A 16,250-nucleotide genomic window follows, 5' to 3' on the forward strand; every position below is an offset into this window, starting at 1 on the left:
GGACGGGCTGTGGCGAAGCGGACAGCAGCGGGGCGGCGGCGGGCGCCGGGAGCCGCGGCGACATACTGGCCCGATGGCTACCGCGACCGGCATCGGCTCCTGGCCCGGCACCTCCGTGCGTGACGCGCTGGCCCAGGTGCGTGAGCTGCTCGACGGGCAGCTGCCCTACCTGCCCGAGCTGCCGGCGCGGGGACCGGGCGCCGACCTGGTCGGTCGCACCGCGGGCCTGCTCGTCGAGCTGCCGGTCGACCTGCAGCCCGTCGGCTGGCGGCTCGTCGACCGCCCCGGCCGCGACGCGTCGCGCACCGCCGCCCTCCTGCGCGAGGACCTCGACGAGCTCGCCGAGGCCTTCGACGGGCACACCGGGCCGCTCAAGGTGCAGGTGGCCGGCCCGTGGACCCTGGCCGCCGGGGTCTGGCTGACCCGCGGCGAGCGGGCGATCGTCGACGAGGGGGCGCGCCGCGACCTCGTGTCGTCGCTGGCCGAGGGCGTGCGGGTCCACGTCGCCGCCGTGCGGCGCCTCGTGCCCGGTGCCGAGGTGGTGCTGCAGGTCGACGAGCCCTCGTTGCCGACGGTGCTCGCGGGCCGGCTGCCCACGGTCAGCGGCTTCGGGCGGCTGCCCACCCTCGACCCCCAGGAGGCCACCGCCGGCCTGCTCGAGGTGCTGGCGGCCCATGACGGTCCGACGGTCGTGCACTGCTGTGCCCCGGAGGTACCGCTGCCGCTGCTGCGCTCCCTGGGGGCGGGTGCACTGTCGCTCGACACCTCGCTGCTGCGGCCCCGCGCCTGGGAGGGTGTCGCGGTCGCCGTCGAGGACGGCGTGGTCCTGCACGCCGGCGTCGTGCCCACCGACGGCTCCGCGCTGCGGGCGGTCGACCTCGCCGCCGGGCTGGCCGACACGTGGCGACGCATCGGGATGCCGGCCACCACCCTCACCGACCTCGTGGCCACCCCCGCCTGCGGGCTCGCCGGCGTCTCGCCCGAGACGGCCCGGGCAGTGCAGCGCGCGGCCGTCGAGGTCGCCGCCGAGCTCGACGAGCTGTCCGCCGCCTGAGCCCACCCGTCGGTGGCCCCGCCACGTCGGCGACTGCACAAGACCCCGGAACGCCGCCGGCCGGCATCCTCGGGGTGAGGGTGCCGGCCGGTCGGGTCACGGGTGAGGTCGGCTCAGAGGGCCGAGCCCTTCTGCCAGGCGGCCCAGCTGAGGTTCCAGTCGGAGTAGCCGTTGCCCATCGTCATGCCGCGGTCGGTGCCGGTCGTCACGACGACGTCGCCGATCTTCACGTTGTCGTAGAGCCACTTGCCGTTGCGGTCGCTCATGCCGATGCAGCCGTGGCTGACGTTGCGACGCCCCTGGTCCTTGACCGACCACGGCGCGGTGTGGAGGAACTCGCCCGAGTTCGTCACGCGCATCGCGAACTTCACGGGGGTGTCGGCGTAGTAGCCGGTGTCACCGGGCTTGAGGCCGATGGTCTCGGCGCGCATCGTGATGTCGGTGACCTTGTCCATGATGACCTTCGTGCCCGAGCGGGTCGTGAACCCGGGCTGGCCGCCGGTGACCGGCACGGTGCGCGCCAGCTTGCCGTCGATCATGACCTTCATCTCGTGCGTCTTGAGGTCGACGTTGGCGATGACCGAGCGGCCGATGGTGAAGTCGGAGACGCGGCTCATCTCGCCGTAGAGCTTGCCCGACTTCACGCCGTTGAGCTCGGCGTCGACGTGCACCTTGGTGCCGGGCTTCCAGTACGTCTGGGGGCGCCAGTGCGCCTCCTTCGACGAGAGCCAGTACCAGGACCCGGCCTGGGCCGGCGTCGAGGTGACCTTCATGTGCTTCTCGAAGGCGGCCTTGTCGGTGACCGGGAGGTCGAAGCGGACGATGACCGGCATGCCGATGCCGACCTCGCCGCCGTCGCGCGGCGAGACGGCGACGTAGATCTGGTCGTCGAGGGAGAGGTTCGCGGTGCGGAACGTGCGGGTCTTCTCGGCCTCGAGGCCCGAGGCGTCCTCGCCCACGAGGTTCAAGGTGTACTTCACGCCGGGCTCGAGCAGGTCGCCGGCGGTCCACGTGCCGTCCTTGAGCGAGCCGTCGACGGCGACCTTGTTGCCCTTCTTGCTCACGTACGACAGCGACGCCTTGGTCAGCTCGCCGTCGGTGGCGCTCGCGGTGACGCGGGTGTCGACGGCCACGCCGGTGGCGTCGTCCTCGACGCTCGTCTTCCACGCGACCGGCGGGGTGGTCGGGCTGGGTGAGCTGCTCGGCGTGCCGCCGGAGCCGCCGGCGACCGGCGCGGAGGAGCCGGACGCCGCCGGGGCGGGGCTGTCGGCGCTGGCCGTCGCGTTGCAGGCGGACACGGAGAGCATGGCGACGAGGGCCAGGCTCGACACGACGGTGGTACGACTACGCAGCTTCACACGCGACTCCTCGGCTTGCGGGTGCGCCGCACCCGAGGCCGGGTGGAGCGCAGCGGGCCGGCTCGTGACCCTTCCCCCAGTGTCACCGATCGGCTCCTCTACGCCAAAACGACGCGCGATGCCAACATCACGTTGACAGACGGCTGTCAGGTGACGCGCAGACCCGGACGCATGCGGACGAACGGGCCGCGCACGGCCTCGGTCGTCAGGTGGAGGGCTCAGGCGCCCTGCCGTACCTCGCGGCGCAGGATCTTGCCCGTCGGGCCCTTGGGCAGGGCGTCGACCTGCCACAGCCTGCGGGGGTACTTGTAGGCGGCCAGCCGCTCCTTGACGTACTGCTGGACGTCGTCGAGCGTGGCGGTGGCGCCGTCGCGCAGGGCGACCGCGGCGCCGATCTCCTCGCCCATGAGGTCGTCCGGCACGCCGACGACGGCGGCCTCGAGCACGTCGGGGTGGCTGTAGAGGACCTCCTCGACCTCACGGGGGTAGACGTTGAGCCCGCCGCGGATGATGAGGTCCTTCTTGCGGTCGACGATGGTGAAGTAGCCCTCGTCGTCGACCGTGGCGAGGTCGCCGGAGCGGAACCACCCGTCGGGGATGGCCTCGCGGGTCGCCTCGGGCCGGTTCCAGTAGCCCTTCATGATGTTCTCGCCGCGGATGGCGATCTCGCCGATCTCGCCGGGCGGGGTGTCGTTGCCGTCGACGTCGACGAGCTTCATCTCGCAGCCCGGGATGGCCCGCCCGATGGTGCCGGGCTTGGTCGGTGCGTCGGGCATGTTGAACGATGCGACGGGGGAGGTCTCCGACAGCCCGTAGCCCTCGAGGATCTGGCAGTGGAACTGCTTCTCGAACGCCGTCATCACGGCCTCGGGCATCGCCGACCCGCCCGACGCGCAGGTGCGCAGCGTGCTCGTGTCGGCCCGGTCGGCATCCGGGTGGTTGAGGATCGCGGCGTACATCGTCGGCACGCCCTGGAAGATCGTGACCCTGTCGCGGCCGAGGACCTCGATGGCCTTGGCGGGGTCGAAGCGGGGGATGAGGCTGAGCGTCGAGCCGCGCTGCACCGACGTGTTGAGACCGCACGTGAGGCCGAAGACGTGGAACAGGGGCAGGCAGCCCATGATGACGTCGTCCTCGGTGATCTCCATGATGTTGCTCGCGCTGCGCTCGGCGTTGCGGTGCAGGTTGAAGTGCGTCAGCTCGGCGCCCTTCGGCTTTCCCGTCGTGCCGCTCGTGTAGAGGATCACCGCCGTGTCGTCGTCGGCGCGCTCGACCGGCTCGGCGACGGGTTCAGCCGCCAGCTCGTCGGTGTCGAGCTGGCCGTCGGCCGGGCCCATCGGCCCGCACACGACGATGCGCGTGCCCGTCTCGGCGGCCGCCTTGCCCGCCTCCTCGGCGAAGTCGGGCCACACGAAGCTCACCTTCGCGCCGCTGTCCTCGTAGAAGTACCGGATCTCGCCCGCCTTGAGCAGGGGGTTCATCGGCACGACGACGGCCCCGGCGAGGAGCGTGCCGTAGAAGGTGACCGGGTAGGCCGGCACGTTCGGCAGGATGAGGGAGACCCGGTCACCCGGCTCGACGCCCGCCGCGCGCAGCTGCCCGGCGACGGCCGCCGCCGCGCGGTGCAGCGCCGACCAGGTGACCTCGAGGCCGTCGAGCTTGATGCCGACCTTGTCGGGCAGTCGGTCGGCGGTCGCGACGAGGTTGGCGGCGAGGTTGGTCATCTCTGCTCCTTCGCAGTGGGGTGGCGTCGCCATTCTCACCCGACGGGGTGCGCTTCGGTGGCGATACGCGCCGGGCCTGTGGACGCGCACCCGGGCGGGGGGTCCCCGCCGCGTCGGTGCCCGGCTGCTGTCGGTGCCGGCTGGCAGGATGACGCGGGTGAGCAGCGACGAGGTGAAGGGCACGGATGCCGGTGCGCCGGCCCCCGAGGCGGAGGTGCCGAGCGAGGCCCAGCACGAGTGGGCCGACCTGGCCGAACAGGCGTCCGCCGCCCAGTTCGCGTACCACGTCAAGGACGCCCCGACGATCAGCGACGCCGAGTACGACGGCCTCATCCGGCGGCTGACCGCGCTCGAGGACGAGTACCCCTCGCTGGGCACCCCCGACAGCCCCACCCAGAACGTCGGCGGCGCCGCCTTCGCCACCGGGTTCGAGACCGTCGACCACCTCGAGCGCATGCTCAGCCTCGACAACTGCTTCACCGAGGACGAGCTGCAGGCCTGGGCCGACCGGGTCGAGCGGGAGGTCGGCACCGGCATCCACTTCCTCACCGAGCTGAAGATCGACGGCCTCGCCGTCAACCTCCTCTACGAGGGCGGCCGGCTCGTGCGCGCGCTGACCCGCGGCGACGGCCGCACCGGCGAGGACGTCACGCACAACGTGCGCACGATCGCCGGCATCCCGACCCGACTGACGGGCGACGACGTGCCCGAGCTCGTCGAGGTGCGCGGCGAGGTGTTCTTCCCGACCGCGGCCTTCGCCGACCTCAACGCCGGCCTCGTCGAGGCCGGTAAGGCCCCGTTCGCCAACCCGCGCAACGCCGCCGCCGGCTCGCTGCGGCAGAAGGACCCGCGCGTCACCGCCTCGCGCCCGCTGCGCATGCTCGTGCACGGCCTGGGTGCCCGCCGCGGCTTCGAGGTGGCCCGCCAGAGCGAGGCCTACGAGGTGCTCGCGCGCTGGGGGCTGCCGACGTCGGACGAGGTGCGCGTGCTCGACGACGTCGCCGCGGTGACCGCCTACGTCGAGCACCACGGGGCGCACCGCCACGACCGCGCCCACGACATCGACGGCGTCGTCGTCAAGGTCGACGAGGTGCCGGCCCAGCGCCAGCTCGGCGCCACGTCACGGGCCCCTCGCTGGGCGATCGCGTTCAAGTACCCGCCGGAGGAGGTCAACACCAAGCTGCTCGACATCCGGGTCAACGTCGGGCGCACCGGCCGGGTCACCCCCTACGGCGTCATGGAGCCGGTGCTCGTCGCGGGCTCGACCGTCGAGAACGCCACCCTGCACAACCAGACCGAGGTGCAGCGCAAGGGCGTGCTCATCGGTGACACCGTCGTGCTGCGCAAGGCCGGCGACGTCATCCCCGAGATCGTCGGCCCGGTCGTCGACCTGCGCGACGGCACCGAGCGGCCGTTCGTCATGCCGACCGAGTGCCCGTCGTGCGGCACCCCGCTCGCCCCCGAGCGCGAGGGTGACAAGGACATCCGGTGCCCCAACTCGCGCACCTGCCCCAGCCAGCTGCGCGAGCGGGTCTTCGCCCTCGCGGCCCGTGGCGGGTTCGACATCGAGGCCCTCGGCTGGGAGGGCTCGCTCGCCCTGCTCGAGTCCGGCGTCATCACCGACGAGGGCGACCTCTTCGACGTCACCGCCGGGCAGCTGGCCCGGGTGCCGCTCTACACCCGCACCGCCAAGAAGACGGATGCCGCCGAGCGGGTCGTCGACGGACGGGTACTGTCCGCCGGCGGCGAGAAGCTCGTCGCCGAGCTGGAGAAGGCCAAGGGGCAGCCGTTGTGGCGCGTGCTCGTGGCCCTGTCGATCCGGCACGTCGGGCCGACCGCGGCGCGGGCGCTCGCGGGCCACTTCCACACCATGGAGGCCATCCGGTCCGCGAGCACCGACGAGCTGGCCCAGGCCGAGGGCGTGGGCGGCATCATCGCCGAGGCCGTCACCGCCTGGTTCGAGGTCGACTGGCACGCCGACATCGTGCGCAAGTGGGCCGCCGCCGGGGTGCGCATGGAGGACGAGGTCGACTCCTCGACCCCGCGCACGCTCGAGGGACTGACCGTCGTCGTCACCGGCTCGCTGCAGGGATTCTCCCGCGACGAGACGAAGGAGGCGATCCTGCGTCGGGGCGGCAAGGCCTCGGGCTCGGTGTCGAAGAAGACCGACTACGTCGTCGTCGGCGAGAACGCCGGCACCAAGGCCGCCAAGGCGGAGGAGCTCGGCCTGACGATCCTCGACGAGAACGGCTTCCGACGCCTGCTCGAGACCGGTTCGCCCGACGCCGAGGCCGGTGCGCAGGACCAATAGACTGGCCCCCATGGCCAACCTGACCCGTGACGACGTCGCCCACCTCGCCGGGCTCGCCCGCATCGAGCTGTCCGACGCCGAGCTCGACCGCATGGTCGGCGAGCTCGGCATCATCCTCGAGTCGGTGGCGCAGGTGCAGCAGGCACCGACCGAGGGCGTCGACCCGATGTCGCACCCCATGCCGCTGACGAACGTCACCCGGCCCGACGTCGTGCGCCCGTCCCTCGGCGCCGAGGCCGTGCTCGCCGGCGCCCCCGAGGCCGACCAGCAGCGCTTCTCGGTGCCGCGCATCCTCGACGAGGACTGAGCCCTCCCGCACCCCGCCAGCACGGGTCGGGGCGCTCCGCGAGGGCGAACCGACCGGCATCCGACCCCTCACCACCGAAGGCGACCGACGTGACAGACCTGCCCTCCGACCTCACCCGCGCCACCGCGGCCGACCTCGCCGACGCGCTCGCCCGAGGCGCGCTCTCGTCGGTCGAGGTGACGCAGGCGCACCTCGACCGCATCGCGCAGGTCGACGGCCAGGTGCACTCGTACCTGCACGTCGACGGCGAGGGCGCGCTCGCCCAGGCGCGCACCGTCGACGAGCGGCGCGCGGCCGGCGAGTCGCTCGGGGCGCTGGCGGGCGTGCCGATCGCCGTCAAGGACGTCATGACGACGAAGGGGATGCCGACGACGTGCGGCAGCCGCATGCTCGAGGGCTGGGTGCCGCCCTACGACGCGACCGTCGTGACGCGCCTGCGCGAGGGCGGTCTGCCGCTGCTCGGCAAGACGAACATGGACGAGTTCGCCATGGGCAGCTCGACCGAGCACTCGGCCTACGGTCCGTCGCACAACCCGTGGGACCTCGAGCGCATCCCCGGCGGCTCGGGCGGTGGCTCGAGCTCGGTGCTCGCCTCGTTCCAGGCCCCGCTCGCGACGGGCACCGACACCGGCGGCTCGATCCGCCAGCCGGCTGCCGTGACCGCGACGGTCGGCACGAAGCCGACGTACGGCGGCGTCTCGCGCTACGGGCTCGTCGCCCTCGCCAGCTCGCTGGACCAGGCCGGCCCGTGCGGCCGCACCGTGCTCGACACCGCCCTGCTGCACGCGGTCATGGCCGGTCACGACCCGATGGACTCGACCTCGATCGACGCCCCGGTGCCCCCGGTCGTCGAGGCGGCCCGCGCGGCCGACGTGCGCGGCATGCGCATCGGGGTCGTCAAGGAGCTCGGCGGCGAGGGGTACCAGCCCGGGGTCCGCGCCCGCTTCGACGAGTCGGTCGCGCTGCTCGAGCAGCTCGGCGCCGAGGTCGTCGAGGTGAGCTGCCCGAACTTCGAGTACGCCCTCGCGGCGTACTACCTCATCCTCCCGAGCGAGGCGAGCAGCAACCTCGCGAAGTTCGACGCCATGCGCTACGGCCTGCGGGTGCGCCCCGAGGGCGTGCAGGCGCCGAGCGCCGAGCAGGTCATGGCCGCCACGCGCGACGCCGGCTTCGGACCGGAGGTCAAGCGCCGCATCATCCTCGGCACCTACGCCCTCAGCTCGGGCTACTACGACGCCTACTACGGCTCGGCCCAGAAGGTGCGCGCCCTGATCGCCCGTGACTTCGACGCCGCGTACGAGCAGGCCGACGTGCTCGTCAGCCCGACCGCGCCGACGACGGCCTTCCGCCTCGGCGACAAGCTCGACGACCCGCTCGCCATGTACCTCAACGACATCGCGACCATCCCCGCGAACCTCGCCGGCGTGCCGGGCATGTCGGTGCCGTCCGGTCTCGCCGACGAGGACGGCCTGCCCGCCGGCATCCAGATCCTCGCGCCCGCGATGAAGGACGAGCGGCTCTACTCGGTGGGCGCCGCCCTCGAGGCCGCCCTGCTCGACCGATGGGGCGGGCCGATCCTCGACCGCGCGCCCGCGCTGGGCGCGGCCACCTCCACCTCCGGCACGACGGGAGCCTGACATGAGCACGCTGACGACGGATGCCGTCGTGGACTACGACGAGGCCGTGGCCACCTTCGACCCGGTCATGGGTCTCGAGGTGCACGTCGAGCTGCACACGGCGACGAAGATGTTCTGCGGCTGCCCGACGGAGTTCGGCGCGGAGCCCAACTCGCAGGTGTGCCCCGTGTGCCTCGGTCTGCCCGGCGCCCTGCCGGTCGTCAACGAGAAGGCGGTCGAGTCGGCCGTGCGCATCGGCCTCGCCCTCAACTGCGAGATCGCCGAGTGGTGCCGCTTCGCGCGCAAGAACTACTTCTACCCCGACATGCCGAAGAACTTCCAGACGTCGCAGTACGACGAGCCCATCGCGTTCGAGGGCCACCTCGACGTCGAGCTCGACGACGGCACGGTCTACCGCGTCGAGATCGAGCGCGCGCACATGGAGGAGGACACCGGCAAGTCGCTGCACATCGGCGGCGCGACGGGCCGCATCCACGGCGCCGACCACTCGCTCGTCGACTACAACCGGGCCGGCATCCCGCTCATCGAGATCGTCACCAAGCCGATGACGGGCGCGGGGGAGCGGGCCCCGGAGGTGGCCAAGGCCTACGTCGCCGCGCTGCGCGAGCTGCTGCGCGCCCTCGACGTCAGCGACGTCAAGATGGAGCAGGGCTCGATGCGCTGCGACGCCAACGTCTCGCTGCGTCCGCGGGTCGGGGAGCCCACGAGCGCCGAGCAGCTGGCCGTCCCCCTCGGCACCCGCACCGAGACGAAGAACGTCAACTCGCTGCGCTCGGTCGAGCGGGCCGTGCGCTACGAGATCTCGCGCCACGCCGCCGTGCTCAACGGCGGCGGCAGCATCCTGCAGGAGACGCGCCACTGGCACGAGGACACCGGCATCACCACCTCGGGCCGGGTCAAGTCGGACGCCGAGGACTACCGCTACTTCCCCGAGCCCGACCTCGTCCCCGTCGCGCCCGCGCGCGAGTGGGTCGACGCGCTGCGCACGACCCTGCCCGAGCCCCCCGGCGAGCGGCGCAAGCGGCTCCAGCAGGCTTGGGGCTACAGCGATCTTGAGATGCGCGACGTGCAGAACGCCGGTGCAGTCGAGCTCATCGAGGCCACCGTCGCCGAGGGTGCCTCGGCCGGCGCGGCTCGCAAGTGGTGGCTGGGTGAGCCGTCGCGGCGCGCCAACGCGGCCGGCCAGCGCCTCACGGAGTACGCGGATGCCGTGGGGCTGACGCCCGCACGGGTCGCCGAGCTCGAGTCGCTCGTCACCTCGAAGCGCCTCAACGACTCGATGGCCCGCCAGGTGCTCGACGGGGTGCTCGACGGTGAGGGCGACCCGACGGCCGTCGCCGACGCGCGGGGGCTGCAGCTCGTGTCCGACGACGGCGCGCTCGAGGCCGCGGTCGACGCCGTCATCGCCGCCAACCCCGACGTCGCCGCCAAGATCCGCGACGGCAAGGTGCAGGCCGCCGGCGCGCTCATCGGTCAGGTGATGAAGCAGATGAAGGGCCAGGCCGACGCCGGCCGGGCCCGGGAGCTCATCCTCGCCAAGCTCCAGTAACCGTCGGAAGGCCAGTTGCCGACGTTCCCACGTCGGCAACTGGCCTGTCGGCGGCTCAGGCGGTCAGCGCTTGCCGCCGCCGAGGAGGCCGCCGAGCAGCCCACCGAGCAGGTCGCCGGAGCCGCCGCCGGAGCCGGACGACGAGCGGCCGCCGAGCACCGAGCCGAGGATGTCCTGCAGCGACCCGGCTGCGCCGCCCGACGACGCGCCCGCGTCACCGGGCGAGCGGGTCGTGTCGCTCGAGGCCCCCTGCCCGCCGGGGAAGAGGGCGCCGCTGTCGGGCTGGCTGTTGCGGGTCGAGACGTCCTCGCCGCCCGTCGCCCCGCCGAGCATGCCGCCCAGACCGCCCTGGCCGCTCATCTTCTTGGCCAGCCACGACATGACGATGGGCGCGAGGATCGGCAGCAGCTTGGCCATCATGCCGCCCGAGGCGCCGCCGAGACCGCCGAGCTGGTTGACGACCTGCTCGCGGTTGTCGCCGAAGATGTTGCCGACGATCTTCTGGCCCTCGCCCTCGTCGATGTCGTCGAGGCTGGACACCGGGGTCGTGTGCTGCCCGAGCGCCGACACGAGCGAGTCGGCGCCCTGGGGGTCCTGGGCGTTGGCCTGCAGGCCGCCGAGCAGGGCGGGCAGCGCGTTCTGGACGCCGTCGCGCACCTGCGACTCGTCGACACCCCACTGGCTCGCCAGCTGGCTCACGGGGACCTGTCGCAGGATCTCGTCGAAGTCTGACATCGTCGTCTCCTCATCGGCGCAGCCCGGTGCCGCGGCCTCGTCCCCACCCTAACGACGCACACCCCCGGGCCGCCCGGGCCGGCGACCGGCTCAGGCGACGCCGACCGAGGCCGCCGGGAGCGCGACGACACGGTCGCCGTCACCGTTGCCGGTGACGATCCACGCCGTACCGCCGCCCACGAAGTGGATGTCGCGCACCCGCCCGTAGTCGCCCTCGAGCAGGCGCTGCGGCGTCCCGGCCGCGCCGTCGGCGTCCACCGGGACCCGCCACACCGACTCGCCGCGCAGGGCGGCCATGTAGACGGCGCCGTCGGGGCCGATCGCGATGCCGCTCGGGGACATCTCCGCGGTGGGCCACTGCGCGACGGGGTCGACGTAGCTGTCGTCGCCGGCGCGGCCCTCGACCTGGGGCCAGCCGTAGTTGCCGCCGGGCTCGATGAGGTTGAGCTCGTCGTACGTGTTGGCCCCGAACTCGCTGGCCCACAGGCGTTTCCGGCTGTCCCAGGCCAGCCCCTGCACGTTGCGGTGCCCGTACGACCACACGGGTGAGCCGCCGAACGGGTTGCCCGGAGCCGGCTCGCCGTCCTTCGTGATCCGCAGGATCTTGCCGCCGAGCGAGTCGAGGTTCTGCGACAGCGAGGTGTCGCCGGCCTCTCCCGTACCGACGTAGAGGTAGCCGTCGGGCCCGAAGGCGATGCGTCCGCCGTTGTGGTTGCGGCCGTTGGGGATGCCGTCGAAGACGACCTCGGGCTCACCGAGCCGGTCGTCCGCCAGCGGCACCCTGGCGATGCGGTTGTCGTCCTGAGTCGAGTAGTACGCGTACACGACCGGGTCGGTGGCGAAGTCGGGCCCCACGGCCAGCCCGAGCAGGCCGCCCTCACCGGCGGTGCGGGTGATCGGCAGGGTGCCGACGACGGTCGCCCGGCCACCGCTGCCGGGGGCCGGCACCCGGTGCACGCGGCCGTCGTTGCGCTCGCTGACGAGCGCGGACCCGTCGGGAAGCACGGCCACCGACCACGGCTGCACCAGCCCGGTGAGCACGTCGGTCGGAGCCGTCACCGCCGCCGGGGTCGGCGCCCCCGACGGGCTCGCGGATGCCGTCGTGGTGGCCCCCGCGCCACCGCCGGCACCCGCGCTTTCGGAGGTAGTCGTCGTGCCGGTGGCACCCGACGAGGGCGCCGACGACCCTGCTGCGGTCGGCGCCGTCGCCGAAGACGTGACAGGCGAGCCCGTCGCGCTCGGTCCCGCCCCGGCCACGTCGGGGCCGGAGGTCGACGAGCAGGCGCCGAGGGCGAGCGGCAGGAGCGCGAGGGCGACGAGGGCGCGGCGCAGGGGGCGTCGGGTCGGGGTCATGACCCATTCTTTCCCGGCCGGCGCGCGCGGAGCCGGTGAGGATCGGCTGCGGCGACGACCGTGTCCGTAACGTTGCCTGGACCCGTCGCCCGGATGCCGCTCGTCGCCGACGCGGCTCAGTCGGTCCGCGCCCCGACGACGCGCTCGAGGTCGGCGTGCTCGCTCGGGTGCAGCACCTTCGCCTCGACGACCCGGCGGGCGGCGTCGAGGTCGCCGGTGAGCCCGCGGAAGACGGTGAGCAGGTCGACGTCGTGACCCGGCCGTGAGACATCGACCGCGGCGCCGCTGCCGATCGTCCCCGCCCGGACCACCGAGAGGTACGCGCCGGTGCGCCCCTCCGCGGTGAAGCGCTTGACCCAGCCGCGCTCCTGCATGACGCCGGCGAAGGTGGCGCAGGGGATGCGGGGCGCCTCGACTCGCAGCACGACCTCGTCCGAGCCCTCCGAGGTCAGCCGCCACGTCTCGCCTACGAGGGCGTGGGTGAGGTCGAGCCCCTCCGTCGTGAGGTTCTCGCCGAACAGGCCCGCCGGCAGGTCGCGCCCGAGCTGCTCGCCCCACCAGCGCAGGTCCTCGGCCGCGTAGGCGTACACGGCCTGCGTGACCCCGCCGTGGTGACGGGTGTCGCCGATCGTGTCGCCGACGACGCCGCTGCCGAGGCCACCCCGCTTGGGGCCGGGGTCGCGCACGTCGAGGGCCTCGACCGGCTCCTTGTGGATGCCGGTCTCGCGCAGTCGCTTGTGCGGGTTGGGCCGCGGGCGGCCGACGTTCACGGAGAGGACGCGGGCGGCAGCAGTCACGCGGGCGAGCCTAGCCCGCGGACCGGGCGGCGGCGCCACCGGTTTACGGTGCCTGCATGAGCGCCGACACCGCGTCCGACGGCCAGCCCGACCGCGCGGGAGGGGGCGCGCCCGCCGGGCCCGACGGCATCCGACCCCTCGTGCTCTCGGTGCCCGACCCGAGCTACGTCGACGACCTGACCGACCTCGACGACCTCGACGGCGTCGAGGTCGTCGAGTGGGACCTCGTCGGTGACCACCCGCGGGCGGCCGACGTGCATCTCGCGGTGGTGCCCTACATGAACCGCGTGTCGCTGCCCGACGCGCTGCCGCGGATGCCGTCGGTACGGGTGCTGCAGCTGCAGAGCGCCGGGTACGAGCACTACGCCGACGACGTCCCCGAAGGCGTGCTGCTCGCCAACGCGGCCGGCGTGCACGACGCGAGCACCGCCGAGCTCGCCCTCACCCTCACCCTCGCCTCGCAGCGGGCGCTGCCGCAGCACGTGCGCGACCAGGACCGAGCTCACTGGCCCGAGCTGACGACCGGCCCGTCGCTCGCCGACCGCCGCGTGCTCGTGCTCGGCTACGGCCGGATCGGTCGGGCCATCGTGCGCCGCCTGCTGCCCTTCGAGGTCGAGGTCACCGTCGTCGCCTCGCGCGCCCGTGACGGCGACGAGCTCGTCGAGACGGTGCACGGCATCGACGAGCTGCCCGGGCTCGCCGCGCAGGCGGACGTCGTCATCGTCATCGTGCCCCTCACCGACGCGACGCGGGGCCTCGTGGATGCCGGTCTGCTGGCCCGGCTGCCCGACGACGCCCTCGTCGTCAACGTCGCCCGCGGCGGGGTCGTCGTCACCGACGACCTCGTGGCCGAGTGCGCGAGCGGTCGCCTGCGTGCGGCCCTCGACGTGACGGACCCCGAGCCGCTTCCCGCCGACCACCCGTTGTGGAGCACCCCCGGCGTGCTGCTCACTCCCCACGTCGGTGGGGCCACCACGGCGATGCGTCCCCGGGCGCTCGAGCTGGTGCGGCGACAGGCGGCCGCGCTGCGTGACGGGCGGCAGCCGCTCAACGTCGTCGTCGGAGGGTAGTCCCGGGGGTCTTGTGGGCGGGCCCGCCGACGGGCAGACTGCCTGAGTGGACACTGTGAACATCGAGGACGCGCCCGCTGCGACGATGACGGGCGACCCCGTGGCGACCGAGACCGTCGTGGCCATCGGCACGCGCAAGGGGCTGTGGATGGCCCGCAGCCGCGACCGCCGCGAGTGGTCGCTCGAGGGCCCGCACTTCCTCATGAGCGAGGTGGCCTCGGTGGCCCTCGACACCCGCGCCGGGCGGCGCACCGTGCTCGCCGGCGTGAAGTCGTGGCACTGGGGCCCGACCGTGCAGGTGAGCACCGACGGGGGCCGCACCTTCACCGAGAGCGCCGAGCGCGCGCTCGCCTTCCCGGCCGACACCGACACCGCCCTCGAGCGGGTGTGGCAGTTGACGCCGGACCCCAACGACCCCGACGTCGTCTGGGCCGGGGTCGAGCCGCACGCCCTGTTCCGCAGCGACGACGGCGGCACGCGCTACGACCTCGTCCGCGGGCTGTGGGAGCACCCGCACCGCGACCGGTGGGAGCCCGGCTTCGGCGGCGGCGCCGTGCACACGATCGTGCCCGAGCCGGGCCACCCCGAGCACCTGCTCGTCGCGATGAGCGCGGGCGGGGTCTACCGCAGCGACGACGGCGGTGCCACGTGGGCGGCGAGCAACACCGGCATCCGGGCCTACTTCATGCCCCACGACGAGTACCCCGAGTTCGGCCAGTGCGTGCACAAGGTCGCCCGCGGGGCCGACGGCGAGCTGTACGCCCAGAACCACAAGGGCGTCTACCGCTCCGGCGACAGCGGCCGGTCGTGGGACTCCATCGCCGACGGACTGCCCACCGACTTCGGCTTCGCCGTGCTCGCCCACCCGTCGCGGCCCGGCACGGTGTGGAACGTGCCCGTCACCGACGACGGCGAGCGCATCCCCCCGGACGCCCGCCTGCAGGTGCAGCGGTCCGACGACTCGGGGCGCACCTGGCGCGAGCAGTCCGACGGGCTGCCGTCGGACAGCTACACGTGCGTCCTGCGCGACGCCGCGTGCACCGACGACGTCGGTGGTCCGGGTGACGTGGGCCCCGACGGCTCTCCGGAGGCGGTCGGCATCTACCTCGGGACGCGCAACGGCGACGTCTTCGCCTCGACCGACGAGGGGGAGAGCTTCACCCGCATCGCCACCCAGCTTCCCGACGTCCTCGTGGTGCGAGCGGCGCGGGTGCCCGTCGCCGCTCCCGCGGGTGCCCGGCCGGGGGAGGGCGCGTGAGCGCCGAAGCCTCCGCCGAAGCCGCCCCCGAGGTCGTCCCGGGGGTCGTCCGCGAGGCCGCACCCGCGGCCGGCCGGACGCCGTTCGCCCCGGTCCGCGTCGTGCTGCCCGGGATGCTGCGCGACCTCGCCGACGGCCGGGCCGAGATCGAGGTCGACTCTCCCTCGGCCTCGCAGAGCGTGGCCGACCTGCTCGACCGCGCCTTCGCCGCGCACCGGGTGCTCGACGGCAAGGTGCGCGACGAACGCGGCGAGATCCGCCGCCACGTCAAGGTGTTCGTCAACGGTGAGGACGCCACCCGGGGGCAGGGGGTCGACACCCCGGTCCCGAGCGGGGCGAGGGTGCACATCGTCAACGCCGTGAGCGGCGGCTGAGGGACCACTCGTACTCAAGGCACGGTCACGACACCGGGACGCGTCACGCCCCGGTGCCGTGACCGTGCCCGCCGCCGCCCGCGAGCAGGACGGGCAGCACGGTGCGCTCGAGCTCGCCCTGCTCGAGCGCCCCCGGCTCGACGAGCCGCTGCGTCGCCGAGCCGTTGGCCAGGGCCATGGCGGCGCGCACGAACACCTCCGTCGGCATCGGCAGGGTGAGGCCACGGGAGGCGACCGCCTCGTCGACGACCTCGACGAGGGCGGAGCGGATCTCGCGCTGGCGCGACACCCAGGCCCGGCGGGCCCCGCGGTTGCGGATGGCGTGGAGCGTGAACTCCGTCGTGAGCACGAGCCACCGGTCGTTGCGCCGGGCGTCGTCGCTGAGGGCGGCGAACACGTCGCGGATGACGTCGTCGGGGGTGCTGTCCGGGCGTGACGCCGCGGTGCGGATGCGGGCCACCGTCGCCTCGGCGTGCTGCCGGGACAGCCCGAGCACGAGCTCGTCCTTCGACGCGAAGTTCGAGTAGAAGGCGCCACGGCTGAAGCCGGCCCGTTCGCAGATGTCCTCGACGCTGGCCCCGCCGAAGCCCTTCTCGGCGAAGACCTCGCTCGCGGCCGTCAGCACGCGCTCACGGGTGGCGGAGCGTCGGGGTGAGGGTGTGACAGACGGCATACCCGCAGGATACATCCGCGAATTGAATACGGACCTGTATCGGATGCACA

The 16,250-nt window shown here is 73.4% G+C and carries 14 protein-coding genes; 8 read left to right on the forward strand and 6 right to left on the reverse strand.

Annotated features, from left to right (window positions below; translation table 11 throughout):
* Positions 1-73 precede the first annotated feature (73 nt).
* On the forward strand, positions 74-1,054 hold the full coding sequence (locus DFJ68_RS04090) for a uroporphyrinogen decarboxylase/cobalamine-independent methonine synthase family protein (RefSeq protein WP_121031245.1): 981 nt from the start codon (positions 74-76) through the stop codon (positions 1,052-1,054).
* A gap of 113 nt (positions 1,055-1,167) precedes the next feature.
* On the opposite strand, the gene DFJ68_RS04095 is transcribed toward DFJ68_RS04090, so the two are convergent.
* Positions 1,168-2,412 (reverse strand): L,D-transpeptidase, encoded by a 1,245-nt coding sequence (locus tag DFJ68_RS04095; RefSeq protein ID WP_245963449.1) that lies wholly within the window; start codon positions 2,410-2,412, stop codon positions 1,168-1,170.
* Positions 2,413-2,630: 218 nt separating this feature from the next.
* Entirely contained in the window at positions 2,631-4,136 is a 1,506-nt protein-coding gene (locus DFJ68_RS04100) for a long-chain-fatty-acid--CoA ligase (RefSeq protein WP_121031247.1), read from the reverse strand.
* 148 nt (positions 4,137-4,284) lie between these two features.
* On the opposite strand from DFJ68_RS04100, the gene ligA reads away from it, so the two are divergent.
* From ligA to gatB, 4 genes are all read left to right on the forward strand, one after another.
* Positions 4,285-6,447, forward strand: a complete 2,163-nt coding sequence (gene ligA / locus DFJ68_RS04105; RefSeq protein ID WP_121031249.1) for an NAD-dependent DNA ligase LigA — start codon at positions 4,285-4,287, stop codon at positions 6,445-6,447.
* A gap of 10 nt (positions 6,448-6,457) precedes the next feature.
* Complete coding sequence (gene gatC / locus DFJ68_RS04110; RefSeq protein WP_121031251.1) at positions 6,458-6,754, forward strand: Asp-tRNA(Asn)/Glu-tRNA(Gln) amidotransferase subunit GatC; 297 nt, start codon at positions 6,458-6,460, stop codon at positions 6,752-6,754.
* Positions 6,755-6,843: 89 nt separating this feature from the next.
* Positions 6,844-8,391, forward strand: coding sequence for an Asp-tRNA(Asn)/Glu-tRNA(Gln) amidotransferase subunit GatA (gene gatA, locus DFJ68_RS04115; RefSeq protein ID WP_420823649.1), 1,548 nt, complete (start codon positions 6,844-6,846; stop codon positions 8,389-8,391).
* A gap of 1 nt (position 8,392) precedes the next feature.
* Complete coding sequence (gene gatB / locus DFJ68_RS04120; protein ID WP_121031253.1) at positions 8,393-9,940, forward strand: Asp-tRNA(Asn)/Glu-tRNA(Gln) amidotransferase subunit GatB; 1,548 nt, start codon at positions 8,393-8,395, stop codon at positions 9,938-9,940.
* A gap of 63 nt (positions 9,941-10,003) precedes the next feature.
* On the opposite strand, the gene DFJ68_RS04125 is transcribed toward gatB, so the two are convergent.
* The 3 genes from DFJ68_RS04125 to DFJ68_RS04135 form a co-directional block, all read right to left on the reverse strand.
* Positions 10,004-10,675: a DUF937 domain-containing protein gene (locus tag DFJ68_RS04125; RefSeq protein WP_121031255.1), complete on the reverse strand. Its 672-nt coding sequence runs from the start codon at positions 10,673-10,675 to the stop codon at positions 10,004-10,006.
* Between the two features lie 90 nt (positions 10,676-10,765).
* Positions 10,766-12,028 (reverse strand): PQQ-dependent sugar dehydrogenase, encoded by a 1,263-nt coding sequence (locus tag DFJ68_RS04130; protein WP_121031257.1) that lies wholly within the window; start codon positions 12,026-12,028, stop codon positions 10,766-10,768.
* A gap of 116 nt (positions 12,029-12,144) precedes the next feature.
* The gene (locus DFJ68_RS04135; protein ID WP_121031259.1) at positions 12,145-12,825 is read right to left on the reverse strand and encodes an MOSC domain-containing protein; all 681 of its coding nucleotides are present in this window, start codon (positions 12,823-12,825) and stop codon (positions 12,145-12,147) included.
* A 56-nt stretch (positions 12,826-12,881) separates the two neighbouring features.
* Between DFJ68_RS04135 and DFJ68_RS04140 the strand changes: the two genes are divergently transcribed.
* The 3 genes from DFJ68_RS04140 (at position 12,882) to DFJ68_RS04150 (ending at position 15,527) form a co-directional block, all read left to right on the forward strand.
* A complete protein-coding gene (locus DFJ68_RS04140) occupies positions 12,882-13,895 on the forward strand; it encodes a 2-hydroxyacid dehydrogenase (protein WP_121031261.1) in 1,014 nt (337 codons plus the stop codon).
* 85 nt (positions 13,896-13,980) lie between these two features.
* Positions 13,981-15,153, forward strand: coding sequence for a beta propeller repeat protein (locus DFJ68_RS04145; RefSeq protein WP_121035065.1), 1,173 nt, complete (start codon positions 13,981-13,983; stop codon positions 15,151-15,153).
* Positions 15,150-15,527: a MoaD/ThiS family protein gene (locus tag DFJ68_RS04150; protein WP_245963450.1), complete on the forward strand. Its 378-nt coding sequence runs from the start codon at positions 15,150-15,152 to the stop codon at positions 15,525-15,527. Before DFJ68_RS04145 ends, DFJ68_RS04150 begins: the two co-directional genes overlap by 4 nt.
* A 43-nt stretch (positions 15,528-15,570) precedes the next feature.
* Here DFJ68_RS04150 and DFJ68_RS04155 read toward each other — a convergent pair whose 3' ends face one another.
* The gene (locus DFJ68_RS04155) at positions 15,571-16,200 is read right to left on the reverse strand and encodes a TetR/AcrR family transcriptional regulator (protein WP_121031263.1); all 630 of its coding nucleotides are present in this window, start codon (positions 16,198-16,200) and stop codon (positions 15,571-15,573) included.
* Positions 16,201-16,250: the final 50 nt, after the last annotated feature.

This window comes from Terracoccus luteus (assembly GCF_003635045.1).
In the GTDB taxonomy this organism is placed as follows: domain Bacteria; phylum Actinomycetota; class Actinomycetes; order Actinomycetales; family Dermatophilaceae; genus Terracoccus; species Terracoccus luteus.

Excerpts from the sequence above, each read along its gene's own strand:
- DFJ68_RS04090 (WP_121031245.1), top strand. The coding sequence starts at position 74 with ATGGCTACCGCGACCGGCATCGGCTCCTGGCCCGGCACCTCCGTGCGT.
- DFJ68_RS04100 (WP_121031247.1), bottom strand. The coding sequence starts at position 4,136 with ATGACCAACCTCGCCGCCAACCTCGTCGCGACCGCCGACCGACTGCCC.
- ligA (WP_121031249.1), top strand. The coding sequence starts at position 4,285 with ATGACGCGGGTGAGCAGCGACGAGGTGAAGGGCACGGATGCCGGTGCG.
- gatC (WP_121031251.1), top strand. The coding sequence starts at position 6,458 with ATGGCCAACCTGACCCGTGACGACGTCGCCCACCTCGCCGGGCTCGCC.
- gatB (WP_121031253.1), top strand. The coding sequence starts at position 8,393 with ATGAGCACGCTGACGACGGATGCCGTCGTGGACTACGACGAGGCCGTG.
- DFJ68_RS04125 (WP_121031255.1), bottom strand. The coding sequence starts at position 10,675 with ATGTCAGACTTCGACGAGATCCTGCGACAGGTCCCCGTGAGCCAGCTG.
- DFJ68_RS04130 (WP_121031257.1), bottom strand. The coding sequence starts at position 12,028 with ATGACCCCGACCCGACGCCCCCTGCGCCGCGCCCTCGTCGCCCTCGCG.
- DFJ68_RS04140 (WP_121031261.1), top strand. The coding sequence starts at position 12,882 with ATGAGCGCCGACACCGCGTCCGACGGCCAGCCCGACCGCGCGGGAGGG.
- DFJ68_RS04145 (WP_121035065.1), top strand. The coding sequence starts at position 13,981 with ATGACGGGCGACCCCGTGGCGACCGAGACCGTCGTGGCCATCGGCACG.
- DFJ68_RS04155 (WP_121031263.1), bottom strand. The coding sequence starts at position 16,200 with ATGCCGTCTGTCACACCCTCACCCCGACGCTCCGCCACCCGTGAGCGC.